This is a genomic window from Geobacter psychrophilus (genome assembly GCF_056821595.1).
Genome location: NZ_JBXDTU010000004.1, coordinates 4405157 through 4431181, shown reverse-complemented (window position 1 = coordinate 4431181; position 26025 = coordinate 4405157). Strand labels below are relative to the sequence as shown.

Below are 26025 nucleotides of genomic sequence, written 5' to 3'. Positions count from 1 at the left end.
CAGAAACTACCAGTCTTGTTTTCACTACAGGAGGTGTCCCGTGAACGCATCTGATACCAAGCTGACCATCCTGACCCTGGGGCGCTTCAGTCTTTCAATTGATGGAAAATCTGTCGTGACAGAGTGGCCAAGTGAAACACTGAAAGAGCTGTTCTGCTCTCTGCTGTCGCCGCTGGACCTGTACATCTCCTGGGACCGGATCTGCCGGTCCATGTGGGATATACCCGCGACAACCGACAGCAATCTCCGCATGGAGGAGACCTTTGTAGGACCTCTCAGAAGTTTCCTTGTCAGTGAGCTTGGCTTCGATCCTCTCATCACGGGTGATGATGGTTTGAGATTCGATCAGGAGCGGATCAGCCTGGATGCCCTTGAATTCCACAGCGCTGCTGCCGGAGGACTCAGATTGTTTGCCCTTGAAAATCATGCTGATGCACTTGAGAACTTCAAAAGAGCTAAGGCACTGTATATAGGCTGCTATCTTCCGGACATGTTGGGAAAAATAATCATAAACACGCGCGATGACCTTGAGTCTCTGTATCTGACCGCGGTTATTGACGGCATGCCGCTTTCCCAGAGCTCCAGGTGGCCGGGCTGTGAACGAAGGGCCAAGCCCGAACTGTACAAGAAGTCGTTCCGTCAACCGGATCAGTCACTGCAGTTCTGTCACGAGTAGGCGGGCTGACAAGTCCGTTTCGAACTGCCGGTGTATTCAGGAAACAAGCTGTTGTGATGTTCTGTGAAAAAGGATTCCATGGTGAAACGCATAATTGTAATCGTACTGGCACTGCAGCTCCTGCTCGCCTGCTCGCCGCTCAACAGGCCGGCGGCTGCTCTTGAACGTGATCAGGATCCGGAACAGCTATGGAATATTGGGTGGGAGCTGTCCCGTGATTGCTGCGTCCAAAAAGATGCGTTACGGCTGAAAAACAACCGTCATGTGCACTTGCGGGATAGCAGGCATACCCATGGCAAGCTTCCAGCGGTTGATCTGCTCCAGGAGTTGCTGCCTACGCGGGAAACCGTGCTTTTGGAAGAGCTGCTTGTTGAAACAGCGATACCCTGAACGTGAATGCAATAACCTACACATAGTAATTCTGATCAGCCGGGAGGCGCCACATGTCGTTAATAATTTATCTCATCGGTTTTGCTTTTGTTATTGGAGGCCTGGCCTGGGGCCTTGTTGTTGCCAAGGTGAGCGCCGTCTACATCATGATCGCGGTCGTCATACTTATCGGTATTGCGATCCTGACCGGGGTGACCCGCACCCGCGGCAGGGACTAACAAGGATTAAACCTGAAAAAAACATTGAAACTGGGATGGATAGGATAAACACAGATAAATCAGATAATTAAATGCAAAAGTTTGTAAACCAAAATGGTGAGGGACTATTTGTCAGAATCATTAGGTTTTATCCGTGTTCATCCGATGTATCTTTGGTTAACTGCCGTTTATAGAATAAAACAGGCACAAATGAAAAGCCCACCAGGTAGTTCGGTGGGCTTCTGTTTTTTGTTCTTATTCGATTCCATTTTCAAGGAGTGATCCGGCTCCAGTTACGTCCGGAGTGATGCTGCTTGAAGCTGTATTTTATTGTAGGTTGCTGTATCTGTGATAAAAAACGGCTCCCTTTTACTATGATTATCTACAGATGCATGTTCCTGCGGAGCGCTACAGCCTCCTGTCATCGGTTACACTCAGGTGGAGTATCTTCCATAACGGCAACTCCTTACTTACAAGATTTAGTTCCTTTGACTTGAGTTGATAATACCATCGCTCATTGAAAATAACAGTCTATTGATTTATTTTTTTTCGGAGTATACTCACAAATTGTAATTCCTCTCTGAATTGCCCGCCCGATTATCAAATGCCTTTCCCGACCATCTGCTGCAATGTCATCTGGTTCTTATGCTCTGCGGATTTGAATGCCAGGTAGTCCTTCCTGTTCAGATCGAAAAGCTGCTGCCGGTAACGGGTCGTAAGATCATACCACTGGCTGGTTCTCGTGCTGAGAAGACTGCTTTCCGGGGAGTGCAGCGCAATCATAAAGGACTGAATGGCGAAATAGTAGCGGACGGCGTTGCGTTCCACTGCCCCGCGTGGACCGCCGATATAGACCGGCTTGTCGTTTCCGTCTGTGCCGGTCACCGTGAATCCAACCTTGTTCCGGCCGAGTGTTGCAAAATAGGCCTTTCCTGCCAGGCGCAGGGCCATGCTGTCGCTGTATTCATAACTGACGTGGACAAAGGTTTTTCCTCCCTTCAGCGGCAGGGCTTCGAATCTCATGGTGTGATCCTTTGTGCCGAACGGTCCTTCATTGGCGCTGAGGATGATGTCCAGATAGCCCTTCTGCTGAACGAGATTCCGGTAATGGTAGACTACCGGACGCGAATCCTCCGGTGCCTGGTATTCCTTCTTGCCGATGTAAAAGGTCAATAGTCCGTCGCCCGGCTGTTTGCCGTAGGTGCAGGCCTTGACATTTGGATGGAGGGACACGATATCGCACCAGTTTGCCGGTTCCCTGAGCACGTTGGCTACACTGCTGAAGGAGTAATCAAAGATCCCGTAGACATCCACATGTACCCGGTCGTTTCGCTCGGAAGACTCCAGGAAGAGAGGAAGACCGAAACTGCTTGCCTCCAGTCTGGCGGTGTTCCTGTGATAGGTGTCGAGCAGGGCCGCCTCGCCCTGTCCGGGGGAGGCGGCAGATGACACTGAAGCGGCTGAAAACAGCAGCACTGCAGCGACAATGGATTTGAAGATTATCGGAAGACTTCTGATGGTATACGTACGATTCACGTGATTTACTCCTTATTATGTAGACAAACGATCACAGCCATCGGCTGAACAGATTCACAAACCACTCCCTGGCCTTGGGAAGCATTGGCCTTTTTTCCCACTCTTCCAATAGAATCTGCTTTGAATTGGTAAGGTCCCTGGCAAACATCCGCTCCATTTCTCCTGCAAAATCCGGGCTCAGGATAACGGCATTCACTTCATCGTTTTTAGACATACTCAGAAAATCCATGTTGGTAGACCCGACAGTTGACCAGACCTTATCAATCACTGCGGTCTTGGCATGCAGCAGGGATGTGCTGTGCTCATATACTTTGACCCCTGATTTCAACAGGTCGGAATAGTAATATCTCTGTGCATACAGGGCCAACTGGGAATCGGTGACCCCGGGGAGGATGATCCTGACATCAACGCCGCGTCCGGCAGCTTCGCTGAGGGCCTTTATGATCTGGTCGTCAGGGATGAAATAGGAATTCGTCATGTGTATCGAATGCTCGGCAAAAGAGATGGCCGACACGTAGACGATAAACGGAATCCTGTTGGTCTGTCCTGGCATGCTGCCGATCACCCGTACCAGGGCTTTACCGGCTTCTGCCTGTTTAGGGAAATAGGTGCGTGCTGCGGGTTTTGCACCATTCTGCTTCATCCAGGTATCAAGAAAGAGTTTCTGGAACTCGGCCACTGCCGGTCCTTCAATCTGGATGTCCGTGTCACGCCAGTGAATAGGTGCCGTTTTCTTTTGTCTACGTTTGAAGGGACTGCTCGAATATACTTTGCTGATGTTGATGCCGCCGATAATGGCAAACCTACCGTCGACAATCAGGATCTTGCGGTGGTCGCGGTGTGTCAGTCCCCAGTTGCCGACGGACTTCAGCGGATTTAGCGGATTGAATTCAGTGATCCGGATCCCGCCATCGCGCATGCGCTGGAAAAAGGCCTCAGGGGATTTCATACTGCCCAGGCTGTCATAGATCAGATTTACCTGGACACCTTCCGCCTGTTTTCGCAGCAGAAGTTCTGCAAATTTCCGGCCGGTTTCATCATCCTCAAAGATGTAGCTTTCCATGTTGATATGGTCTTTGGCCTGTTGAATGATCTTGAACATGGCGGCATAGGTAGCCGGACCATCGCTGAGCAACGTGACCTTGTTGCCCTTGGTCAGCGGGCTGTCAGTAACCGATTCCACCACGACCGTGTGGCGTCCCAGGACATCCGTCGGGGCGACCGATTGCTTCAGCCGCTCCCTGATAGCCGTGCTTTTTTGTGGAGACAGGAGTCCTTTGGACGAAACTATCGGGCGGTGACCCTGCGCAGACGGGGCCTCATCGATCACCTTGGTGACATCCGGCAAAGCCGCACAGCCATTGCTGAGACTCAGGGTGGACAGGGACAGAAAAAACAACAGGAATGTCTTGATGTGTTTCATCAGGTTTCTTTACCTCGCGTCATATCATCTTTCACCATTATATACCCTTACCAAAAGAGTTGCTGCCGAATTGGTTGCCTGCGCAGTTCCTCGTGCCCGTAAAATCAGGAGTGATCCTGTTCCGCTGTAGCTGCCGGCGTGTCACCGGTTACGTCTTTCCAGACTGTGATGAGAATGGCAAAGAGTACCGGTCCCAGTATCAGGCCGAGCACCCCCAGCGTCATAACTCCGCAGGTCGCTCCCAGTACAACCGCTATGACCGGGATTTTGCCTGTTGCTCCCATGGCGAGCGGTCGTATGGCGTTATCGGCCAGGCCCACAAAAATGATGCACCAGATTGTCAGGAGAATTGCCTTGAGATAGGCACCGTTGATGGCGACCAGTGCAGCCAGCGGAACCCAGACAATGGCCGTGCCGACCACCGGAACAAGCGCAACAAGTGCCGTCAGCGCAGCGCATAGAATCGGTGCGGGGACTCCGGCGACATAGTATCCGATCCAGGCGGTTACGCCCTGTACGAGACAGGTCAGAATGGTTCCGACAGCCACGGCAGTTGTTGTGGCACAAATTTCGGAATAATAATGTCGGGCTTTGGTTTGGTTGGTGGCAAAACGGGCAATAGCAGTCGACACAATCCGGTCGCCATCACGGTAGATGAAAAAGAGCATGAACAGCGCTACAACCAGGGTGAAGAAGAGCTCGCCAAGGTTCTTGGCGGTATTGGTGGTCACATCCAGGAGAAATCCGGAAGCACCGGCAGCCAGTTTTGCACCAACGCCGGAAAGTTCGATGCCGAAGCGCTCTCCCAGAGAAATTATCTGTGATGCAAAAGGAAGATGGCTGAGGGTATCGGCACCGATTGTCCGGAATGCCTGAACCAGCCGTTCACCTTCCTTGTACCAGTCAGCGGCGTTTTCAACGACCGTGAAGATCAGGGCCGCAACCGGCAGAATGAAGCAGACGGTTATAGCAAGCACCATCAATCCGGCGGCGCGGTCAGGGTGTCCGGGAAACCGTTTGGCCAGCCGGTCATGGTGGGGCAGGGTGGCGATGCCGATGATCAACGACCAGGCCAGCGGCTTGGCGATAGGGGCTGCCAGCAGGGCGATCAGGCAGACAGCGGCGGCCGTGGCAAGGGCCGCCAGTATGCTCAGGTATACATTCTTGTTCATCTGCTGTCCTCCTGCTAGGCCGTTGCGTGGGCGATATGTACTGTTGCAAAACTGCCTGGTCCGCCCGGTTTCTCATGGATCTTTCGGGACCTGCTCATGGCGGAACGAATATTGGGCAGGATGTTGCGGGCTCCCATCAGATGAGGAAGTTTGGATGTGTAGATCAGCCGTTTGGGTTGTCCCCGGATTCCGCACAACAGAAGTACCCGCCCGGAGGCATGCAGCTGCTCGTAGAACTGTTCGATGGCATACAGGCCGGTAGCGTCAATGGCGGTCATATAGCGCAGCCGCAGGACTACGATCGACTGCAGGCCGTCAATATCAAAGGCGATCTGTTTGAGCTTTTCGGCAGCCCCGAACAGGAGCGGACCCTGGATGTGGAACATGCTGAGATAATCTGGAATTGACTGGTTTTGAACAAAATGATGTTGCGCATTACCGATGCTTTCATTTGTCAGTGGTGCCACGACGGTCGTCCGTGAAACCTGGTAGATATAGAGCAGTGCGGCCAGCATCATGCCGATCTCGACGGCAATGGTCAGGTCGGCTACGACGGTCAGCACGAAGGTGATCAACCAGACGGAAATTTCCTTGCGGTTCAGTCGCAGGATGATCGGAATTTCCTGCCACTCGCCCATGTTGTAGGCCACTACAAACAGCACTGCCGCCAATGTTCCCAGGGGAATGTATTTTGCCAGCGGTGCGGCGAACAGCAGGATGCAGAGCAGCGTCAGGGCATGGATGATGCCGGAAAACGGTGTGCGGGCGCCGGCCCGGATATTGGTGGCAGTCCGGGCGATAGCGCCGGTGACCGGGATGCCGCCGAAGAACGGTACCGTAATATTTGCCACGCCCTGTGCGACCAGTTCTACGTTGGAGTTATGCCGGTCGCCGCTCATGGAGTCGGCCACAACAGCCGAGAGCAGGCTTTCGAGTGCCGCCAGCAGGGCGACCGTCAGAGCTGCCGGAAGCAGCGGCATGATCAGGGCGGCATGGAACTCCGGCATCTGGAGCTGGGGAAACCCGGTGGGTATGCCGCCGAAGCGGCTGCCGATGGTCTCGACCGGTATGCCGAAAAGGCCGACGCAGGCCGTGGCTCCCAGCAGCGCAACGATCGATCCGGGGATCCGCTTGGTCAGCAGCGGCATCAGCAGGATGATGGCCAGTGACACCAGTGCCAGAATCACGGTCAAAAGGTCGGTGGTAGAAATGTTCTCAGCGAGATAGCGCATCCGCTCAAGAAACTCGCTCGGCACCTTGTCAGTGCTTGTGATTCCGAGAAAATCCTTGATCTGGGTCGAGGCGATCAATACGGCAATGCCGTTGGTAAAGCCGATCACAACCGGTCTGGGAATAAACTTGACCGCATTGCCGAGTCCGGTAAGGCCAAGGAACAGCAGGATGACACCCGACATCATCGTTACCATTATCAGTCCGGAGAGACCATGCTTGGCAATGATTGCGGCAATAACAACCACAAACGCTCCGGTTGGCCCGCCGATCTGGGTCCGCGACCCTCCCAGGGCCGAGATCAGAAAACCGGCAATTACAGCGGTATAGATACCGGCCTGGGGCGTCACGCCGGAAGAGATGCCGAAGGCCATGGCCAGCGGCAGAGCCACCAGACCAACGGTAATTCCGGCGACCAGGTCGGCAAAAAAATCCTGGCGGCTGTATGATTTCAAGGCGAGTACGGATTTGGGAAGCCACTTTGAAAGAGCTGTTTTGATGCGGTTTTTCATGTAAACTGCCTTTTCATGATAATGGCGTTTGCCGGACTGACTAAGCTGTACAGCTGCGGAACAGGAACAGAGTGCCAGTCCGGTAACGGTAAAGAAGCATGTCCTACTTGACTATTTTCAATTCGTCACGACGGTTTTTTGCCCATGCGGCTTCATCATGACCTGCATCGGCCGGGTGTTCCTTGCCGTAGCTGATGGTTGATATTTTGGCAACAGGGTAGCCGAGGGTTACAAGATAGTTCTGGGCCGCTTTGGCACGCTTTTCACCAAGCGACAGATTGTATTCGCTGGATCCCTGCTCATCGCAGTGCCCTTCAATCCGGATGGTGGGTCTGCCGGCAAGTTTATTGTAGTTCGCCTGCAGGGTATTTCCTGATTCGGCGCTCAGTACGTAGGAGTCGAAGCCGAAATATACGACACCCGCCGGAGCGGTGTCTTGTGTTGCGGCTTTTTGGCTGTTATCGGCAGGCACTATTTGCGTGGAGTTAGCGTCTGTTGTTGCAGCGGAGACAGGTGCGGGTTGCACTGGTGGAGCTTTTTTTGTTTCCACTGTCTTTTGGGGTGCTGACTGAACCAGGCCTTCATCCTTCTTGACAACATCGTTGTTGGCACATCCCATTGCTGACAGCATGACGGTGATCAGCAGCATGTTTACCATTGTTCTACGATTCATCTGGGCGACTCCTTTAGTCGGTACGTTGAGTTTCAACAATAAAATCCGGCAGTATTCTTCCGGGCAATGTTGCTTCTGAATTAACGTTTGAGCAGGTTGTGCAGGTCAGGCATGGCTTCCCGCATGATAGACCGCAGGGCATCTTCCAGCACGTTCCTGGCGATCATGTCACGATCCCTGATATCGGTTTTGGTGGACATTGATTCATACTGCAGCCGTTTGATCTGCTGTCCATCCTTGTACACATCTACCCCGACCACTATCCGGCAGGTTGCCTTGAGATCCGCCAGATCTGAAATCTGGTCCAGATCGATGACTGTTTTAGAGAGGTCAAGTACCCGTTCTTTTGCAGCGGGTCGTGTCGTAACCGTCAAAACGGTGTAGCCCGCATTCCTGAACTCCTGGGCAAAGGCTTCCTGGATTATTTCCGCGGGAGCGCGCGGGCTGAATACCTCGTCTATGATATTGTTGTCGTCATCCTTAACCTTTCCGAGCACCCATTTGATATCGGATGGATGTGCCGGACGGTTTTCCGGAATGACGATATAGATATCGCCGGAGCCGCCGCGAACGCTTGCGGTCGGCTGATAGAGCGTATTCACCGTGCGTGAATAGCGGGCACACCCGCTTGCCAGCAGCAGGCAGAAACAGGTGATACACAAGAACAGTGCTGTCAGATTGTACTTCTTAACAATGGTTCTCATAACCCGACTCCTTTGTTGTGTTTTTAGTAAGTTAGAAGTGATATTCTGCGCATTTCAGGCAGAAAATCACTTCGTTAACGCACTTATCCTGTTTATCAGGGCACGGACTGAATTGAAAAGACCCGCAGCAGCGGGTCTTTAAATACAGGGCATACTGGCGTTGAGGTGCATACTCTCCGGATTTGGCTATTTCCCGAATACCTGCTTGACCTGCCCGATCTTTTCCTGAACCTGCCCGGCTAGCTTCTCGACAGTACCTTTGGCCTGCAGCTTGGGGTTGTCGCTGAGTTTTCCGGCGGCTTCCTTGAGCTTGCCCTTCACTTCGTGCAATGTTCCTTCGACTTTGTCCCTGATGCTCGATTTCATGGTGGACTCCTGTGGTGACGTGGATTGTACAGAACGCATGATGCTGCCCATGTTCTGACAGGCATATATGAGGCAACTAACGTGCCAGAGCCGGGAAGAGGGCTGTTGGTGCGCAAGTGGCTGATTATGCCGCAGAAAGCAACTGGAGAACGTTCCGGTGGAAGGAGAATCCGTCAGTTGAAACCGTCATGTGTAACATAACCGCCAAATATAGCGGGCGGGAACTCGTCATGATCCGGTTGTTACTGACGGGTCAGTGCGAAGGTACGACCGATCAGAGAAATGCCGATATAGCCGCGCAGTTCCAGACGGCCGGGTGCTGACAGGCGCATTCTGCATTTATAGCTCTTGCCGGTTTCAGGGTCGTAGCAGATCCCGCCATCCCACAGGTTGGCACCCCTGGCGGTCAGCCCTTTCATGACCTGCAGACCGAGGATCGGGCGATTGCGCAGCGCCGGATCAGGGCTTTTTCGGTCAACTTTGGTTGTGCCGACCGGTCCATCGTTGCTGTCGATGTATTTGGGCACCTTCAGCCAGATGATTTTTCCGCAAATCTTTTCTCCGCATTTGAAAAACTCCAGCTTGGAATCCCCCCCATCGGTTTTCCATGAACCGAGGATGTTGGCCGGAACTGCGCCGAAGGCGGTGGTTGCCGTCAGCAGCAATGTTGCTAAAAGTGCACAGATCTTCATGCAATCGTACCGGTTTCCTGGGGGGCAAGCGTCTGCTTCTCCAGGTTGGCGAAGATGGCAGCAAACGTCTGCGTGACCATATCCCGGGAATCGGTCGGCTGCGGACCGCTTTTCATGGCCATGGCCGCATCTCTGATGGCGGCTGCGATTGTCAGATTTGATGCGATGATCATCTTTGCTTCATGTGAAAGTTTGTGCATGAGTGTCTCCTTTTTGGTACAGAATTAGTATCTAATAAAAAGCATTTGAAACTGGGATGAATGGGATAAACACAGATAAATTAGATAATTAAAAGCAAAGATTGTAAGCCAAAAAGGTGAAGGACCATTTATTTATAATCTTTAGGTATTATCCGTGTTCATTCTATGTATCTGTGGTTAACTGCCGGTTTTAGGATTATTCAGCCTTCTCATTCCAGAGCGGATTCTGGCGGTCATCGGGATGCAGTTTTGCGAGCTCCACCGGGTCCACGTGCCAAAAAGATTTGTCGATCGCACCCCTGTATTCCTGCTTTTTGCCATGGTTAAACGGGCACCACCAGTTTTCCACGATTTCCACCAGATAGGCCGCGTACCTGAAGAGTGCGACACTCAACGGGCAATAGTGCTTGCAGTTCAGGATCCAGAAGAACCTGTAGTGCGCCAGGTGAAACCAGGGGATGTTGATGACCGGTTGATCCTGATTGCGGTAGCGATGGGATTGCCAGGCGGGAACGAAATCCCAATAGGATTTGATATCCATGCCGCCGACATATTTCAGATGTGTTCTGACCAGCAGTACGCCGACGATTACGAAGGGTACGGTCGTAATAATCGGCAGGTAGATCAGCGGCACTCCGAAGATCACTTTCCACAAGGGTTGTTTGACATAGTTGCAGCCGATTCTTACTCGATCCATGATGGTTCCTTTTTGTCATTTCAATGTTCAACTTTCTGTTCCCTGTTCCCCATCATCACCAGCACCTGGTGCTTCACCAGGTCCCGTTCCAGGGTGATCAGGCCGTCAGCCACGCGCTGACCGTCCAACTCAACCCAGGCGACACCACGCTGTAAACCGTGCGGATTTTCCACCTGGATGGCGTAGACCGCTTCACCGTGCCGATAACTGAGACTGAAGCCCGGCCACGAGCCGGGGATGACCGGGTCAAGCCGCACAGTTTCGCCCCGCACCTGCAGACCGAGCACCTCTTCAATCCAGGCCCGGTACATCCAGGCTGCTGAACCGGTATACCAGGACCAGCCCCCCTGGCCGGTATGGCCGGGCAGGCGGTAAACGTCGGCTGCCACCACATACGGCTCCACCCGGTAGTGCCAGACCGCTTCGGCATCACGGGCATGCTCGATCGGATTGAGCAGGCGCAGCAGCTGCACTGCCCGTTCCCCATCCCCTTTGCGGGCAAAGGCCATCGCCATCCAGAGAGCGGCGTGGGTGTACTGGCCGCCGTTCTCCCGTACACCGGGTGGATAGCCCTTGATGTAGCCGGGTGAAGGTTCCGATGTGTCGAAGGGCGGGTCGAACAGCTGCACCAGCCCTTCATCCTGGCGGACAAGCAGCCGCCAGGCCGATTCCAGGGCCTGATCGGCGCGTTTCGGGTCGGCTGCGCCGGACAGCCAGGCCCAGGATTGGGGCAGAGAGTCGATCCTGGCCTCACTGCTGGTCGAAGAGCCGAGCAGGGAGCCATCATCGAACGTCCCCCTCAGATACCACTCGCCGTCCCAGCCGGCCTTCTCGACACGCTGGATCAGGGCCGACCGGTCATCCTGATAGTTCCGGCTGAGATCCGGCTCATGCAGCAGGCTGGAAAGCTCCGCCATCCCCTGCAGCAGTTCGCACAGGAACCAGGCCAGCCAGACGCTTTCTCCCTTGCCTCCGGCACCCACCAGATTCATGCCGTCGTTCCAGTCTCCGGTTCCCATCAGGGGCAGTCCATGGGGGCCGATCGTCAGTCCGCGCCCGGTCGCGCGCCGGCAGTGCTCGAAGAGCGTGGCCCGTTCAAAGGTGACCTCCGGTATGGAAAACAGTTCATGCTGATCGGCCGCCAGCAGGGGGGCGTTCAGAAAGGTCAGTTCTGTTTTCAGGATCTCCACATCACCAGTGGCCCGGACGTATTGTGCGACCACATAGGGCAGCCAGAGCAGGTCGTCGGAAATGCGCGAGCGGATTCCGGCGCCGGCAGGTTCATGCCACCAATGCTGGACGTCACCCTCTTTGAACTGCCGGCTGGCCGCCAGCAGGATCTGGTCGCGGGCAATCCCGGGGCTGGTGTACAGGAAGGCCATGATGTCCTGCAGCTGATCGCGGAAGCCGAAGGCGCCGCCTGACTGGTAAAAGGCGGAGCGCCCCCAGATGCGGCAGCTCAAGGTCTGGTACTGCAGCCAGCGGTTGATCAGCAGGTCGGCGGCCAGCTCGGGGGTCTGTACGACAATTGTGCCGAGCAATCCATCCCACCAGGCCATGGATTGAAGGAGCGCCTCCTCGAATGCCAGGTCCGTCTGATAGCTCAGCAGCAGTTGTCGGGCCGCTGCTTCGGAGCCGGCCTGGCCGAGCATGCAGATAATATCGCGACTTTCGCCCGGAGCAATTTCTATGGCGGTTCGGAGTACCCCGCACGGATCCAGTCCGGCCCCGGCGCGTTTTGACAGACGGGTCAGCTCCATGGCAACCGGATTGCCCAGCGTACGGTTGCGGCCGATGAAGGAGGTGCGGTCACCGCCGTAGGAGTCGGCCTGCGGGGTCATGGCCACGAAGGCGACCCGCTCTCCGTACTCGGGGTGGTAGTGGTTGTGGGCCAGCATGGCCCGGGATTCCCTGTCCCAGTTGGTCATGACGTGCATCTGGCTGCTTTCACGATTCTCGCCCAGTGTCAGTTCCACATAGTAGGTAACGGAAAGCCGTCGCCTCCGTGCGGAGGAGTTGGTCAGCCGCAGGCGCTGCAGCTTGATCGGCTGGCCGCCCTGTTCGTCAACCGGGACGAAAACGGTCAGTTCCTGTTCGATACCATGGCTGTTATGCTCAAAAACCGTATAACCCGCCCCGTGCCTGGCCCGATAGGCGGTCTCTTCACGGATCGGTGACGCAGTCGGCGACCAGAAAATGGCGCTTTCCTCGTCGCGGATGTAGATCGCCTCCGAGGCCGGGTCCAGCACCGGATCATTGGACCAGCTTGTCAGGCGGTTGCGCTGGCTGTTGCCGTACCAGGTGAAGCCGGATCCGGATTCACCCACCATGGTGCCGAAGGTCGGGTTGGCGATGACGTTCACCCAGGGTGCCGGGGTGTTGGTCGTGGGCCCCAGATAGATGGCATATTCACGCCCATCCCGGGTAAATCCGCCCAGGCTGTTGAAGTAGTGCAGCTCCATGAAGGGGAGCGGGGCCGAGGGCTCACGCGGGGCACGTTTCCGGACCAGCCGCTCCATGAGTTCCGGTGCCTCGATCGGCACACCCAGCTGTTGCGGGAGAGTGCCGCGCGCCGCCACCAGCACGACACTGGCGGCGGCCTTGAGGAGATTCAGGTCCGTCTCCGGGATCAGCGCCGCGCTCTTCAGGAAGATCCCGCCGGCCCGGTCAGTCGCCGCTGAAACAGTGTGGGCCTGGATCAGCTGCTCAAGCCGTTCATGGAGCGGCCGCTCATAGCTGCCTCCCTCTTCGTTGAGGATCACCAGATCGGTCGATAGCCCATGCATGCGCAAGTAGGTATGGGCCTGGAGCATCTGGCGCACCAGGCTGATCTCGCGGATCTCGCCGATGGTCACCAGGGCAATCGGCAGGTCCCCGGAAATGGCGTAGGGCCATAGACCTGCCTGCCCCTTGCGGTTGTCTTCCAGTCGCTCGGCCGGTGCCCGCAGCAGATGATTGGGAAACAGCAGGTGACTGGCCAGCTGCTGGAAGCGGCGCGCTTCATCGGGCTGGATGCGCAGTACCTGCAGCTGCTGCTGGGCGGAGCTCCAGGCGAAATCCATGGCCCGTTCAGAGGCATGGGCGTCGCTGTACTTGTCCATCAGCAGCAGGGCCTGTTCGCGACTGGCCGCGGCGGCCAGCACCAGGGACAGCTGGGCGCGCTGACCCGGTTCCAGGATCAGGCTCCGTCGCAGGCCCAGCATCGGATCAAGGACAAAGCCGTGGCTGTTGCCGAGCTTTTGCCGGGCCCCCAAGGGATCGGCCAGGGTCCGGCCGCGGCCGATGAAGCGGCCCCGATCGGTTTCAAATTGCCACTCTGCTTTGTTCGGGTCGGCATCGCCGGCCTGGGCATGCGTCAAACAGTGGGCTACATACAGCGGCAGTTCGTTATTTCCCCGCGCCCGGCGATAGGCGAGCAGCGTTTTCTGCTCCGGGAGTGCCTCGGTCTGGATGAACAGCTTGTTGAAGGCCGGATGCTGGCGGTCCGCATTGTGCGGCGCCATGGAGAGCTCGACATAGCTGGTGAGATTGAGGAAACGGGTGCGGGAGGAGCGGTTGACCAGGGTAATCCGGCGCACCTCCACATCATCCTCCGGCGACACAACCACCTCGGTTTCCGTATGGATGCCGTCGTCTATGCGGTGGAATACGGCCCGGTCAAGGGCAAAATCCACGGAATACCCTTCAGTGCGTCCGCCGACCGGGTGATAGGTGTTGGACCAGAGGTGATCCGGCTCGGATTCGTGGATGTAGCAGAAGGTCCCCTGGCTGTCACAGGTCTGATCGGAGCGCCAGCGGGTGAGTTCCTGCATGCCCCACTGGCTGTAGCCGCCGCCGCTGTTGGTAACCATCAGGCCATAGCGGCCGTTGCTGAGCAGCAGTGTCCGGGGAGTGGTGGTATGGGGGGTGGTGAAGGAGATGCCGGCCGGCGCAACCAGGTCTCCGCTCAACAGCACCGGTTCACTCTGCCGCATCGAGATCAGCTGCAGCGGCGGCAGGGTCGGGATGCGCTCCTGCAGCAGGGCTTCAAAGGCCCGCACCCGCGGATCGGCATGAAATCGGCGCGGGAACGGGTTGTCATGGAGGAAGTTGGTCAGGGACAGAAAGGCCATCCCCTGGTGATGGGCCATATAGGCCTCGATGATCACTCCCCGTCGGCCGGCCCGCTGCGTCTGACGGCTGAAATCCATGGCTTCGTAATAGCCGTAATCGCACAAAAGCCCCATTCCGGCCAGCTGTTTCAGGTTCTGCACGGTCTCGTTCGGCGCGATGTTCAGCGCCAGCAGGGTGGCATAGGGAGCAATGACCAGCTGTTGTTCAAGGCCGCGTTTCAGGCCGAGCGACGGGACACCGAAGGCCTTGTATTGATAGGTCTTGGCCAGGTCCAGGTCGGCAAAAGCGGATTCGGAAATACCCCACGGCACACGGAGCTTTCGGCCGTAGGCGATCTGAACCGCCACCGCTTCCCGTGCCGCCTTGTCCAGCAGCGAGTTGCCGTAGGAATGCTGGAACAGGAGCGGCATCAGGTATTCGAACATGGTCCCGGTCCAACTGAGCAGTACCCGCTGCCGGCCGATGGCGCCATAGGGGCGTCCCAGGGAAAACCAGTGTTCCAGGGGCACATCGCCCCGGGCAATGGCAACGAAACTGCCGAGCCGCGCTTCGCTGGCCAGGAGGTCGTAGCTGGAGCCGTCCAGGACATTGGTGGAGACATTGAAGCCGATGGCGAACAGCTTGCGCTTGGGCTCATACAGGAAGCGCATGTTCATGGCGCTTGACAGTTCACGGCAGTTGACGGTCAATCGTTCAGCCGTTTCCATGGTTTCGCCGGCCAGCCACTGCGAGGTGGCGTAGGCCGCCAGTACACGGTCGAGCCATTCAGTCAGCGACGGCTCAACAGGAATTGTGTCAGCCCGGATCTGTGTGAGGATCGGGATTGATTGTGCCAGGCCATGGGCCAGGTCGTGCAGCGACGGCATCCGGGACAGGTCCTGACGGATGGCGGACAGGGCCGCCGGTCCCAATCGGGCCAGCTCCGGCTCGCTCTTTTCTGCCAGGATCTTGATCCAGGCCAGATAGCGGTCACTGTTCCGGGTCCAGGCCGCAGCCTGTTGATCAAGTTCCACTCCCCACGGCACGGCTCCGGCGGCGGTGACAACCGACCTGACGGCTGTCACCTGGTGCTGTTGCAGGCGCAAGAGATCGATAGCGTCGGATGGCGGTTCATGCCACTCGGCCAGGAGCTGATTGAGCGGTTGGAGGTACGGGCAGGGAGTTCCTGCCGCGCTTGCGCCCTGTTTCAAAATCTCCCCGCTGTCAGCCAGACCGGCAAAGGCCGTGCCGGTCAGCAGAGGGGCATGCCGCAGTTCGTCCAGTCCCTGCTCCAGAGCCCAGAGTGCACCCAGCAGGTTTCCGCTGTCGACCGTGGAGACATAGCGGGGCTCCAGGGCTGACAGTGTCTGGATATCGTACCAGTTCAGCAGATGACCTTCATAGCGCTCCAATCGGGCGATGCTTGCCATGCTGGCCGTCAGCAGTTCGATCACCTGGTTGACCGTCAGGTAGCCGCAGTCATGGGCACCCAGGACAGATGTCATCCACAGTCCGATGTTGGTCGGGCTGGTGCGCATGGCCAGGCGGTCCTGGTGGGCGACCTGGTAATTATCGGGCGGCAGCCAGGATGTTTCGGCCGTGACGAAGGCTGAGAAATAGCGCCAGGTCCGCCGGGCGATCTGGCGCAGGAAAAGGCGGTCCGCTTCGGGCAGCGGATGTGTCAGCTGCTTTTCGATTGGGCGCAGGTTCAGGATCCAGCCGAGCAGCGGCGACAAAAACCACAGGATCAGCCAGGGCAGGGCTTGGGGCAGGCTGTCCGGTGTGAAGCGCCAGATAGCCAGTCCGGCGATTGCGCTGAAGATGCTCCCCAGGGCCAGGCTGGCGACGAACAGCGGCTGGCGCCGTGCGGCGCTCCAATGGGTGGCCTGGGCCGTCCACTCCAGCAGATCGCGCTGTGAAACGACACGTCGGTACCAGACCCGGGCAATGGCATCCAGGGTCACCGCTGTCTGGTGCGGCAGCAGGGCGGCGTCGGTGGCGGCCCGCATCAGATCATGCCACAGCTTGGAGGGGCAGAAATACTTCAGTCCCTGGTGGGTGGTCGCCATGGTGAAGGGCTGCGCCAACGGGTGAAAGAGCAGCTGCATGCCGACTACCAGTGCAGCAATCCAGCCCAGGCCCGGGGAAATGAACCAGGAGAACAGCAGCAGTCCCAGGCTGGTGGCAGGCAGCAGGCTGCGCCGCAGGTTGTCGAGGATCTTCCAGCGGCTGAGCAGGGAGAGCGGGTTCGGTCCCCGTCCGCCTGCAGCCTGCGGCACACGGGAGAAGATCCAGCCGGCGATCTGCCAGTCGCCGCGCACCCAGCGGTGGGTGCGGCTGCTGTAACTCTGATACCCCTGGGGGAATTCATCGTAGAGTTCTATTTCGCTGGCCAGTCCCACCCGGACATGGGCCCCTTCGATCAGGTCGTGGCTCAAGACCCGCTCTTCCGGGAATCTGCCGGTCAGCACGCGGCTGAAGGCGCGCACATCGTAGATCCCCTTGCCATGGTAGGAGCCTTCGCCGCTCAAGTCCTGATAGACATCGGAGACGGCCTGGGAATAGGGGTCAATGCCGATGGCGTCGGCGAAGAGCCGGCTGAAGGTCGAGGCGCTGGTACTGGCCAGGGTCGGGCTGACCCGCGGCTGGATGATCGTATAGGAACCGGCCATGACGTTGCCGGCTGAGTCGAAGCGCGGCTGATTGAGGGGGTGGGCCAGGGTCTCGACCATTCTGCGGGCCGTGGCATGCGGCAGCTGGGTGTCACTGTCCAGGGTGATGATAAAGCGGACGTCCGCCAACTGCTGCTGATCGCCAACGTATACCATGGGGGGGGCTTTTTCCGGACGGGTGCCGTCGATCAGGCAGTTCAGTTCCTCCAGCTTGCCGCGCTTGCGCTCCCAGCCGATGAATTTCTGCTCCGATTCACTCCAGGTGCGCTCCCGGTGGAACAGGAAAAAGCGCTCGGCACCGTGGCGCTGGTTGAGCTCGGTCAGACAACTGCTGGCGGTCTGGAGCAGCAGGCTGTCGTCGACATGGGAACGTGTGTTTGCATCGGTGTAGTCTGTGAACAGGCTGAACAGCAGATTGGCTTCCTTGTTGGCCAGGTAGCGGATCTCCAGCTTCTCCACCTCGCCCCGGACCGTTTCCTCGCTGGTCAGCATCATCGGTACGACCACCAGGGTGCGGAATTCATCGGGGATGCCCGAATCTTCGAAATCCATCTTGGGCAGGGAGCGGGGGGGCAGAAGCCGCGTGATCAGATAATTCACTACTTCGATCCCCAGCTGACTGACCGGAATCAGCAGAAACAGCAACAAGCCCAGCTGGACAGGGATGGATAACCCGACCGGAAAGAAGCGGGCGATCAGGGTAAAAAACAGGGCTGAAAACCCGGTGATGCCGAGGGCGTAGACAGGGGTATGGTGTCCATGAATCCATTCCAGGACCCGGTAGCGGAAGGTTTCGGTGCACCTGAGCTGAAGAGCCAGTTCGGCCCGGCCTTCGCCGACCAGCCAGGTGCCGACATGGCTGCGCCGTTCATGGCCTGTGCCGGCACGACCCGCCTGGGTTGCCAGTTTCAGGGCCAGCTCAGCAACCTGGTGCTCGGGCTGCCGGGAAGCACGGGCCAGCGCTTCAATCGCCCGACGGCAGCGATCGCGGGTTGCAAAATCCATCCCGCTGTAGACACCGGAGGGATCACGGCGCAGGGTCTGCTCCACCCGGCTGAGTTTCTCGAAGATCTCCCGCCAGTCCAACCGGGCCAGCAGACGCAGGCTGGTGAAGGCATTACCGCAGGATAACTGCTCTCTGGTCTGGCGGTTCAGTTCACGCAGATTGAATTCATGCAGGGGGTTTTTGAGCGTGCGCTCCAGCCAGCTCTGGACCGGTGCCAGTGCGGCCTCTTCATCGTAGAGCAGGCCGATCAGCTGCACCCCGAAAAAGGTGCTGGGATTTGGCTCCGCTTTGGCCAGTTCGGCCAGGATCACGAAGAGCTGGTTGGCGTCGCGGCGATTGGCCGTGATCAAACGGTTGGCCCAAAAATCAGCCAGCTGGCGTTCCCGCAGGTCCGCCAGGGCAGTGACGGCCAGACTCTGAATGCTTTCGATCAGCGCAATCCTCAGCATCTGGGGAATTGCCCAGAGTTCGCCGATTGTCAGGGTGCGCACGGATTGGTGTGCATCGATAAACGCCAGGATATTCTCCCGGTCCAGCCGCAGTTCCGTATGGGAAACCAGATCCTTGGCCAGGGCATAGATGCAGGGTAAGCTTTTGTAGGTATCAGAGGCCAGAGCGGGCAGCTGGCGGTAAAAGCTGCGGGGCAGATTCAGCAGCACATCGCGGGCATTGCCCTCCAGGATGTATTCGTTATCCAGGATCCAATCGGCTGCCGGTGTGGCTTTCTGTTCCAGGCGGCTGGCTGCGGCGAGATCCGCGCAAACCTGGCGCACCCAGAGGCGCGACTGCCTGAGGCGCTTGAGCAGCTCGGCCGAGTGTGACGGTCTTGCATCCACCTGCTGTTCCCTGGCATGCCGCTGGGCGTGTTCCTGGATCTGCATCGGAGAGAGCTTTATGGCGGGCACCCGGGTTTCTGAGCGCCGTTCGCGTTTGGGATGCATGATGAACAGGGCCGGAGGGGGGTCGCCGCTTTCACGCAGCAGGGCCACCGGACGCTGCATGGATGCAACCGGGGACTGGAGAATCAGGACCGACTCTCCGGATACGAGCCAGCGGGCATAACTGCTCACAACCTTCGAGTCAACGCCGAACCTGGCGGGTCGCAGCCTGAAGAGGACGACCAGAGAGCCGATGGCGGCGCAGATCAGGCTCAGGGCCAGAGACGTGGAAATATTCCCGTACGGGAGCAACTGCGGCAGCTGCAGGAGCTGGGCTGCTATCCTGCCCAGTCCCCCGCACAGGAGGGCCGCCAGGGTCACCCGGAATATGCGGCGACGCAGGTACGGCACTGCATTACGTACTTCGCCGTCAGTATTCTTATGCACCAGGGCGGTCCGGCTGAAGCCTTGTCGCGACAATTCACGAAGAGCCCTGCGTGCATCACTTTTCTGCGCAAAATATCCAATTAAGATGCCGTCGTCCACGATGAGTCCTTTTCCGCTGGGTTGTCCGTGCAGTTGCAGTCAAGGTGAATGAGTTCACGAGACAGAAAGGCTCAGGCGGGAACAGTTGCGGACTGTTCCGGAGGATATGAATTTAAGAGGTGGAGGGAGATGACCGTAAATAAACCGGGCTTCGAAATGTGCTGAAAGCAATGAGTTCTGATGGAAGGTCAGCAGCTATCTCTACGCCCTTTCCTGGCTATTGGATAGATATATTCGTATTTTCTTCAGGTTATGTCCGGTCTGTTAAGGTGTGACTTTAACCTCTGCATTCCCGCTCGTCTTGAATCCTGCTGTTTTCTCCAGTGCCTCTTCATCGCTGGTGTGCTCAAGCTCTGCAATTACCTGGGCTCCAAACAGCAGGATAATCGCAACAACCTCTACGCAGAGCAGGGCCACCACGGTTATGGAGATGGAGCCGTAAATGACATTGATCGTGGAAACGGTGGCGTAATACCAGACCAGCACCCTGCGGGTGATTTCCCATAAGATGGTTGCCGTTATCCCGCCGATGAGTGCATGTCGAAAGCGTACCCGCACGATCGGCATCACCAGGTAAATCGATGTGAGCAGCAGAACCTCGCCGACAATTCCCATAAAATACAGCGAGGTGCCGGTCGCGCCTCCCAGATTCAGGCTGTAGCCGCGAAAAGCCAGATTGCCGTTTTCCAGCATATCGATCGCAGCGATAATGAAGGTCACCAGTATAACCCCCATGCCCATCACGAAGATGTACACATAGGGAATAATGGCGGAGATGAAAAAGCTGCGGCGCTGTGATCTGACCCTCTGGAAAAAGATCACCGAGATGGCCTTTTCGAGCATGGAAAAAGCGGTCGAACTGAAAAACAGCATGCCGAGAAAGCCGATGATGCCGACAACCTTGCGGTTTTGCAGAAATGCGGCCACCTGTTCGGTCAAGGTTGTCGCATACCCGGGGATCACCATTTCCAGGTAGATCGACAAGGTATGAATCAACTGCTGTTCTTCAATGAATTGCGTCAGCACGATCAGTGCAATTATTGACAGCGGCACGATGGACAGCAGGGTGTAATAGGCGACCGCACCGGCCAGCAGGAGGCCCTGGTTGCGCATGAATCCGCGCACTACCAGGAGCAAAAATGCGATGGTACGTTCCAGCAGCTGATATATCGATTGGTTTTTGATCATGATCGGGTCAGGAATTCTCTACGCACGGCAGGCTCCCGGCGGTTCACTGTTTTGTATTACGCTCTGAAATCAGTTGGTTGAGAAGCGTGATCTGTTCCTGCTGGATTGAAATCAGTTCACTCCACTGCGTATCTCTCAGTGCATCCACTTTTTCATGCAGTGTTATGATTTCAAGCTCAGCCTTCAGGTTGACCTCGTAATCATGCTCCGCGCTCATGCGATCCTTATAGGCCTGGCGGTTTTGCGACATCAGGATAATCGGAGCCTGAATAGCTGCAAGCATGGACAGGAACAGATTCAACAGGATGTAGGGATAGGGATCGAATGTCTTATTGCCGTACCTGACCAGAATCAGTGAATTCAGGAGGATCCAGACAACCAGGACAACCGCAAAGAGCGAGATAAAGGTCCATGAACCGCCAAAGGAAGCGACTTTGTCAGCCAGTCGCTGGCCAAAAGTCGATTGCTCCGTAAGATCCTGGGCGACATTTCTCGTAATGTGTGTCCGTTCGGCCAGATGATGGGCGACATGCTGTTCCTGTTTTCCCAGCTGCTCATATTTCACGCGAAACAATCGTTCCGATAGTTCAGTCTCGTTCTGTTTCATAGGAATTCCCTCGGGTGCGTTGGAATACTGTTCAAAAAAAGGGTGCACCGCGATGCACCCTTTTTCGCGTATCTGCTGCAAACAATACGTCTCTTGCTGCTGTGCAGATCAAGTCCACACCTGTTTCGTACCCGGATTACTCGATAATCATCAGGTTTCTGACTTTGACGACACCGTTGATGTCATTTGTAAGCTTGGTAACCAGGTCTTTTTCGGCTGTATTTTTGGCCTTGCCGCCGACGGTGACAACGCCGCGCTTGGTCTTTACCTTGGTGTTGAGAACACTTGTTGAACGGTGGTTCAGCAGGGTCATGTTGACCTGGGCGGTGATGGAGGCATCATCGATCTTCTGTCCGACCGTCCGGGGAGTGTGTTTCGCAGACGCGGCTACGGTCATGTCATTCTTTACGTCTTTGATCCCTTCGACGTCTTTGGCGTATTCAGTCGTCAATTCTTTTTGCGACTGACTGGCTGCAACGCCTTTCAGGGTCACGATCCCGTCTTTGACGTCTACTTCTGTTGCCGAGGAACTAACACTGCGATGAAAAAGGAGTGCGACTTTAACCTTGTCGCGCAGCCATGCATCCGAGTTGGCAGTTGGGGCGGCACCCTTGATTTCCAGCCGGTTGTCCACACTGATGACGTCCGGAAGGCCGGCGACGGTCTCCTGGGCCAGGCTCTTGTGGAAATTCTCGGAGACAATCCCCGTCAAGGTAACGGCTCCGTCCTTGGACTGGATTTTGATGTCGTCACCCTGCAGGTAGGTTTTGAACACGTACGACTGTTTGGCCGATAATTCGATGCGGCTGTCTATCTTGGCTGCTTGGGCCGGCACACTGAAGGCCAGCACACATAAAGCTGCAGCCATTATTGCTAGAGAGTAAAGTGATTTCATTGCACGTTCCCTTTTCGAATGTTATTTGTCCTGCTGTCTGATGTTGATCTGTCGCTAGTTCCCCGTGATTTCCGGTTAGGTGTTTGCGTTTAGCCTCCCCTCCCTTGATGGGAGGGGGGACTTATACGGCTACTGCATAAACCAAACCGGACACTACCGACTATTTCCCGAGAACCTTGCCAATCTGACCGATCTTTTCCTGGATTTTACCGGCAATCTTTTCTCCGGTGCCTTCTCCTTCAAGCTTCGGATTATCGGTGAGTTTGCCGGCGATCTCCTTGGCAGCACCCTTTGCTTCGTGGAACTTGCCTTCAATCTGGTCTTTCGTGCTGTTTTTCATGGGTTTCTCCTTTATGTGACTGAATGATAAGCGGCCCTGCAACTGCAGTTGAGAACTGGCGCTGCATTACTTGGCAGGAGCTGCAGCTTCTTTTGCAGCTTTGGCATCAGCTTCAGCCTTTGCTTTGGCAGATTTAACATCTGCTTTTACCTTGGCTTTTTCAGCTTTCTGATCGGCACTTACCTTGGCTTTTTCGGTTTTTATGTCAGCTTTTACCTTTGCTTTTTCTGTTTTGACATCTGCCTTCACTTTTGCTTTTGCTTTTTTGGCATCTGCTGCCGCTTTTTCTTCTGCAGCTTTTGCTTCTGCTTTGGCAATATTCACATCCTGCTTGGCTTCAGCAACCGGTGTGACCTTGGCTGATGCTACTGTTTTGGCGGTATCTGCTGCGAATACAACTGTGGCAAAGGACATTGCTACGAGAGTGGCGACTACTGCTGATAAAATCTTTTTCATGTTGAATTTCCTCCATTGGGATGTGTGTTGCTTGTTTTATTGAACCAGGTATTTCTGTAATGAATAATGCTGAAACCGCTTAGAACCGGTATCCGACGGTAGCGGTCGTGACAAAGCCGTCCAGGTTGATATGATCGCCGCCGAAGGAAGGCTCGGCCCAAAGGTATTTGCCTTCCAGTCCTGCAAATATGTTCCTGTTGAAATTGATGTTGAAACCGGCACCGGCGTGAAATCCGTAGGTGACTTCCGAGGAACTGCGGGAATCACCGTTATTGATGCGCACATCCAGATCGGTGATGTAGGCCCCGATTCCGACCAGGCCGAATGGTTCAAAAATCCCGAGTGGAAGAAGCACTTTGGCGGTGGCTGTCAGAGGCACGACCCGCAGCTTGGTTTCACCGGGCTGTGCTGCCGGAGAGCCTTCGCTTTCAAAGTAGCCGGCACCCAGTTCCACGGCCAGCATGGGCAGGAAATAATGGCCGAATGCGACCTCACCGGCAAAACCGGTCTTGCTGTCCATGTGAACCCTGTCGTTATATACGGTAGCGCCGCCGGCAGCATTGGCAATGTCGAACGATGTGCTGGGGGAATAGATCCCGCCCTTAAGCATCAGGTAATTCGTCGGTTTTTCCTGCGATGTTGCGGATGCCGAATTACCGGTAGTGTCTGCTGTGTCGGCAGCATGGGAAACAATCGGGGTGATGCTCATCAACGTGACGGCGAGAACTGCTGCCAGGGTGGATCGGGTACAGGTGGATTTCATAACTTCTCCTTTGGATATCAGTTGTTTTTTCGCTGCTACAGTCAGCAAGCGTTTGTGCTCTTCTTTGCTGCTCTTCACGTGCTCCTCCCTTTGATGTGATGTTGACTCAAATGTGCTGAAGGCATGACCGTGCCCTTGTTCTGCAATTGAGGTATATCGCAACGAACGTGCCAGAGAATTTACGGGGAAAGTGCAAGCGTAACGGTCTGATTGCAAAGGGATAAATGGAATACAGGCGTATGGGGTGAAGGTGAATCTGTCACAGGAAACCGTCATGTTTGGCATAACCGCCATATGCGACGGGGTTGGCGCCGCATCAGTCTACTGCAGGTGATCTGCCGCTTGCGGGCGTACCTTCCGTCGGCAGACCAGCACAATCTCGTCAACGCCGGTTGTGTCCATCAATCCGTTGACAACCTTTAATCTGCTTTGAAAGTACACACCCAGCGGCATGAACAACCGGTTGTAGAACAACATGGCTGTTCGCCGGTTATGTTTGAGGCACCACAGGCCGAACTGCAACAGCCGGGGATTGGAGGGCTGCATGCCGAAGACAGCGCTTTGTACCGGAACCAGATTGTGGCCATCCAGGATAGTCAGCAGCTCAGCCGGATCGTAGCGACGCACGTGACCGGACCATTCATCGAACTCTGTCCAGCGCTGCGTGTGCAGGGGCACGGAAACAATCAAAGTGCCGTTGTCTTTGAGCACACGGTTTAATTCTGCAAAGGCCTGTTGATCATCCTGAACATGTTCAATGACATCGAAGGCACAGACGAGATCGAATGTGCGGTCATTGAACGGCAGATCGCTGATCAGACCGGGTAGGGCGGTTGCGCCCTTGGCACGCAGTTGTTCGATCGCTGCAGTGCTGATATCGACGAAATGGGTGCCGTTGATCGGCAGCCGGGGGCGCAGGCCCGGTCCGATTTCCAGCCGGTCCGGGGCAGCGGGCAGCAGCCCGGAAATCAGCGGCCAGGTGTTGAAACGCTCCGGCCGTGCCAGGTGAGCCTGTGACCAGAGGCTATTGTATAAGGTACGATTTGTTGTGCTGATATCCTGCAGCGTAAGGTGTGTTGTCATTGTGTCTCCTGCTGTTTGGTCAGGTGGTACTGTGCTGCAGACAAGCGCAGGCTGTTCAAAATCGGAACCCCAGGCCGCCGAGGAAGATATCCGTATCGCGGTCGTAGGTGGTGATGATCCGGTCCCAGGTCGCCCGCAGCAGCACGTTATCGGTGATCCGGATGCTGCCGGTTGTGGAGAAGATGACCGGTATGCGCACCTTCCGGTCCTGGAGGCGGTGATCAACGGCAAAATACGGACCCGCACCGATGCCCAGGGTGATGCGGTCATCCAGAAAGGGTTTTGCCAGCCAGAGCTGAGTGGTCAGGCCGTAACGGTTTATCAGGGAACTCTTTCCCTCGTACAGCGCCCCTGCGGTCCATTCCAGATAACGCCAGAGTCCGCGCCGGTATTCGAGGGCCAGGGCCAGCGATTTTCCGTCGCCGGGGATGTTCACAACGGTTTCTCCGCCAAACAGTGTCAGTTCGTTGTCGGTATTTTTTTCGGTCAGACGGGTGCCTTTTACGTCGGGACCCTTTGATGGCGGGGCATCCAGCTGATAGCCGATGCCGGCCATCGCAGTCAGGGTATCGAAGCTGTTGTTGCCCCTGAGCCAGTAGCCCTGCAGCTGGTAAAATAACCGGCTTTTGGTGTACCAGGTTGCGGCCACGCTGGCCATGGTTCCCCAGCCATGATAGTCCCGGGCCGGGCCGCCATCGGTTGGAATTTTGGTGTCATAATAGAATACGCCGCCGACACCGACGCCCAGCGAAAGCTGCCGGTCGAGCAGATTTGTTCTGGCCCAGAGATTGGCGGCATTGCCGTCACGATGGTGCTCACTGAAGTGACCCTGGTTCAGGTATGAAAGGGAGTAGGCAAAATGATCGCCCAGCCCCTCCATGTACTGGACCTGCCAGGCATAGGTCCTTTCCAGAGGTTTATCCGTAAACCCGTAACCGCCCAGCAGGCTGAGTTCTCCGGCAAATGCCGGGCATGTCATAAAAACGAATAGTACGGTAAACATCAGTTGTCGCATGGCTGGTCCTTTTGAT

22 protein-coding genes are annotated in these 26025 nt (G+C 56.2%); 3 read left to right on the top strand and 19 right to left on the bottom strand.

All coding sequences use genetic code 11. The features are described 5' to 3' along the window. Positions 1-40: 40 nt before the first annotated feature. From ACOCF6_RS23120 to ACOCF6_RS23110, 3 genes are all read left to right on the top strand, one after another. A complete protein-coding gene (locus ACOCF6_RS23120; protein ID WP_482462738.1) occupies positions 41-676 on the top strand; it encodes a hypothetical protein in 636 nt (211 codons plus the stop codon). 78 nt (positions 677-754) lie between these two features. Continuing rightward, entirely contained in the window at positions 755-1066 is a 312-nt protein-coding gene (locus ACOCF6_RS23115) for a hypothetical protein (RefSeq protein WP_482462736.1), read from the top strand. A 53-nt stretch (positions 1067-1119) separates the two neighbouring features. Next, positions 1120-1284, top strand: coding sequence for a hypothetical protein (locus tag ACOCF6_RS23110; protein ID WP_482462734.1), 165 nt, complete (start codon positions 1120-1122; stop codon positions 1282-1284). A gap of 579 nt (positions 1285-1863) precedes the next feature. Here ACOCF6_RS23110 and ACOCF6_RS23105 read toward each other — a convergent pair. The 19 genes from ACOCF6_RS23105 to ACOCF6_RS23015 form a co-directional block, all read right to left on the bottom strand. Next, positions 1864-2799, bottom strand: a complete 936-nt coding sequence (locus ACOCF6_RS23105; RefSeq protein WP_482462732.1) for a hypothetical protein — start codon at positions 2797-2799, stop codon at positions 1864-1866. 31 nt (positions 2800-2830) lie between these two features. After that, positions 2831-4222 carry a cardiolipin synthase gene (gene cls, locus ACOCF6_RS23100; RefSeq protein ID WP_482462730.1) on the bottom strand — a complete coding sequence of 464 codons (1392 nt, stop codon included), beginning with the start codon at positions 4220-4222 and terminating at the stop codon, positions 2831-2833. 104 nt (positions 4223-4326) lie between these two features. Further along, positions 4327-5394, bottom strand: coding sequence for an AI-2E family transporter (locus tag ACOCF6_RS23095; RefSeq protein WP_482462728.1), 1068 nt, complete (start codon positions 5392-5394; stop codon positions 4327-4329). 14 nt (positions 5395-5408) lie between these two features. Beyond that, the gene (locus ACOCF6_RS23090) at positions 5409-7136 is read right to left on the bottom strand and encodes a SulP family inorganic anion transporter (RefSeq protein WP_482462727.1); all 1728 of its coding nucleotides are present in this window, start codon (positions 7134-7136) and stop codon (positions 5409-5411) included. Between the two features lie 103 nt (positions 7137-7239). Beyond that, positions 7240-7809 carry an OmpA family protein gene (locus ACOCF6_RS23085; RefSeq protein WP_482462725.1) on the bottom strand — a complete coding sequence of 190 codons (570 nt, stop codon included), beginning with the start codon at positions 7807-7809 and terminating at the stop codon, positions 7240-7242. An 80-nt stretch (positions 7810-7889) separates the two neighbouring features. Next, complete coding sequence (locus tag ACOCF6_RS23080; protein ID WP_482462723.1) at positions 7890-8513, bottom strand: YajG family lipoprotein; 624 nt, start codon at positions 8511-8513, stop codon at positions 7890-7892. A 186-nt stretch (positions 8514-8699) separates the two neighbouring features. Continuing rightward, entirely contained in the window at positions 8700-8879 is a 180-nt protein-coding gene (locus tag ACOCF6_RS23075) for a CsbD family protein (protein WP_482462721.1), read from the bottom strand. Positions 8880-9121: 242 nt separating this feature from the next. Beyond that, positions 9122-9571: a DUF2147 domain-containing protein gene (locus ACOCF6_RS23070; protein WP_482462719.1), complete on the bottom strand. Its 450-nt coding sequence runs from the start codon at positions 9569-9571 to the stop codon at positions 9122-9124. Continuing rightward, positions 9568-9771, bottom strand: coding sequence for a hypothetical protein (locus tag ACOCF6_RS23065; protein ID WP_482462717.1), 204 nt, complete (start codon positions 9769-9771; stop codon positions 9568-9570). The genes ACOCF6_RS23070 and ACOCF6_RS23065 overlap by 4 nt, the downstream gene beginning before the upstream one ends. 196 nt (positions 9772-9967) lie before the next feature. Beyond that, entirely contained in the window at positions 9968-10468 is a 501-nt protein-coding gene (locus ACOCF6_RS23060; RefSeq protein ID WP_482462715.1) for a hypothetical protein, read from the bottom strand. Between the two features lie 20 nt (positions 10469-10488). Beyond that, positions 10489-19662: a glycoside hydrolase family 94 protein gene (locus ACOCF6_RS23055; protein WP_482462713.1), complete on the bottom strand. Its 9174-nt coding sequence runs from the start codon at positions 19660-19662 to the stop codon at positions 10489-10491. 264 nt (positions 19663-19926) lie between these two features. Then, positions 19927-20850, bottom strand: coding sequence for a YihY/virulence factor BrkB family protein (locus ACOCF6_RS23050; RefSeq protein ID WP_482462711.1), 924 nt, complete (start codon positions 20848-20850; stop codon positions 19927-19929). A 43-nt stretch (positions 20851-20893) separates the two neighbouring features. Next, positions 20894-21457: a DUF1003 domain-containing protein gene (locus ACOCF6_RS23045; RefSeq protein ID WP_482462709.1), complete on the bottom strand. Its 564-nt coding sequence runs from the start codon at positions 21455-21457 to the stop codon at positions 20894-20896. Positions 21458-21593: 136 nt separating this feature from the next. Then, complete coding sequence (locus tag ACOCF6_RS23040) at positions 21594-22352, bottom strand: BON domain-containing protein (RefSeq protein WP_482462708.1); 759 nt, start codon at positions 22350-22352, stop codon at positions 21594-21596. A 160-nt stretch (positions 22353-22512) separates the two neighbouring features. After that, complete coding sequence (locus ACOCF6_RS23035; protein WP_482462706.1) at positions 22513-22692, bottom strand: CsbD family protein; 180 nt, start codon at positions 22690-22692, stop codon at positions 22513-22515. Between the two features lie 66 nt (positions 22693-22758). Then, complete coding sequence (locus ACOCF6_RS23030; protein ID WP_482462704.1) at positions 22759-23148, bottom strand: hypothetical protein; 390 nt, start codon at positions 23146-23148, stop codon at positions 22759-22761. Between the two features lie 79 nt (positions 23149-23227). Beyond that, positions 23228-23911: an outer membrane beta-barrel protein gene (locus tag ACOCF6_RS23025; RefSeq protein WP_482462702.1), complete on the bottom strand. Its 684-nt coding sequence runs from the start codon at positions 23909-23911 to the stop codon at positions 23228-23230. Between the two features lie 321 nt (positions 23912-24232). Further along, positions 24233-24994 carry a class I SAM-dependent methyltransferase gene (locus ACOCF6_RS23020; RefSeq protein ID WP_482462700.1) on the bottom strand — a complete coding sequence of 254 codons (762 nt, stop codon included), beginning with the start codon at positions 24992-24994 and terminating at the stop codon, positions 24233-24235. A 55-nt stretch (positions 24995-25049) separates the two neighbouring features. Beyond that, positions 25050-26009, bottom strand: coding sequence for a hypothetical protein (locus ACOCF6_RS23015; RefSeq protein ID WP_482462698.1), 960 nt, complete (start codon positions 26007-26009; stop codon positions 25050-25052). Positions 26010-26025 lie beyond the last annotated feature (16 nt).

Coding starts and splice junctions, on each gene's coding strand:
- ACOCF6_RS23115 (WP_482462736.1), top strand. CDS start 755: ATGGTGAAACGCATAATTGTAATCGTACTGGCACTGCAGCTCCTGCTC.
- ACOCF6_RS23110 (WP_482462734.1), top strand. CDS start 1,120: ATGTCGTTAATAATTTATCTCATCGGTTTTGCTTTTGTTATTGGAGGC.
- cls (WP_482462730.1), bottom strand. CDS start 4,222: ATGAAACACATCAAGACATTCCTGTTGTTTTTTCTGTCCCTGTCCACC.
- ACOCF6_RS23095 (WP_482462728.1), bottom strand. CDS start 5,394: ATGAACAAGAATGTATACCTGAGCATACTGGCGGCCCTTGCCACGGCC.
- ACOCF6_RS23090 (WP_482462727.1), bottom strand. CDS start 7,136: ATGAAAAACCGCATCAAAACAGCTCTTTCAAAGTGGCTTCCCAAATCC.
- ACOCF6_RS23085 (WP_482462725.1), bottom strand. CDS start 7,809: ATGAATCGTAGAACAATGGTAAACATGCTGCTGATCACCGTCATGCTG.
- ACOCF6_RS23080 (WP_482462723.1), bottom strand. CDS start 8,513: ATGAGAACCATTGTTAAGAAGTACAATCTGACAGCACTGTTCTTGTGT.
- ACOCF6_RS23075 (WP_482462721.1), bottom strand. CDS start 8,879: ATGAAATCGAGCATCAGGGACAAAGTCGAAGGAACATTGCACGAAGTG.
- ACOCF6_RS23070 (WP_482462719.1), bottom strand. CDS start 9,571: ATGAAGATCTGTGCACTTTTAGCAACATTGCTGCTGACGGCAACCACC.
- ACOCF6_RS23065 (WP_482462717.1), bottom strand. CDS start 9,771: ATGCACAAACTTTCACATGAAGCAAAGATGATCATCGCATCAAATCTG.
- ACOCF6_RS23060 (WP_482462715.1), bottom strand. CDS start 10,468: ATGGATCGAGTAAGAATCGGCTGCAACTATGTCAAACAACCCTTGTGG.
- ACOCF6_RS23050 (WP_482462711.1), bottom strand. CDS start 20,850: ATGATCAAAAACCAATCGATATATCAGCTGCTGGAACGTACCATCGCA.
- ACOCF6_RS23045 (WP_482462709.1), bottom strand. CDS start 21,457: ATGAAACAGAACGAGACTGAACTATCGGAACGATTGTTTCGCGTGAAA.
- ACOCF6_RS23040 (WP_482462708.1), bottom strand. CDS start 22,352: ATGAAATCACTTTACTCTCTAGCAATAATGGCTGCAGCTTTATGTGTG.
- ACOCF6_RS23035 (WP_482462706.1), bottom strand. CDS start 22,692: ATGAAAAACAGCACGAAAGACCAGATTGAAGGCAAGTTCCACGAAGCA.
- ACOCF6_RS23030 (WP_482462704.1), bottom strand. CDS start 23,148: ATGAAAAAGATTTTATCAGCAGTAGTCGCCACTCTCGTAGCAATGTCC.
- ACOCF6_RS23025 (WP_482462702.1), bottom strand. CDS start 23,911: ATGAAATCCACCTGTACCCGATCCACCCTGGCAGCAGTTCTCGCCGTC.
- ACOCF6_RS23020 (WP_482462700.1), bottom strand. CDS start 24,994: ATGACAACACACCTTACGCTGCAGGATATCAGCACAACAAATCGTACC.
- ACOCF6_RS23015 (WP_482462698.1), bottom strand. CDS start 26,009: ATGCGACAACTGATGTTTACCGTACTATTCGTTTTTATGACATGCCCG.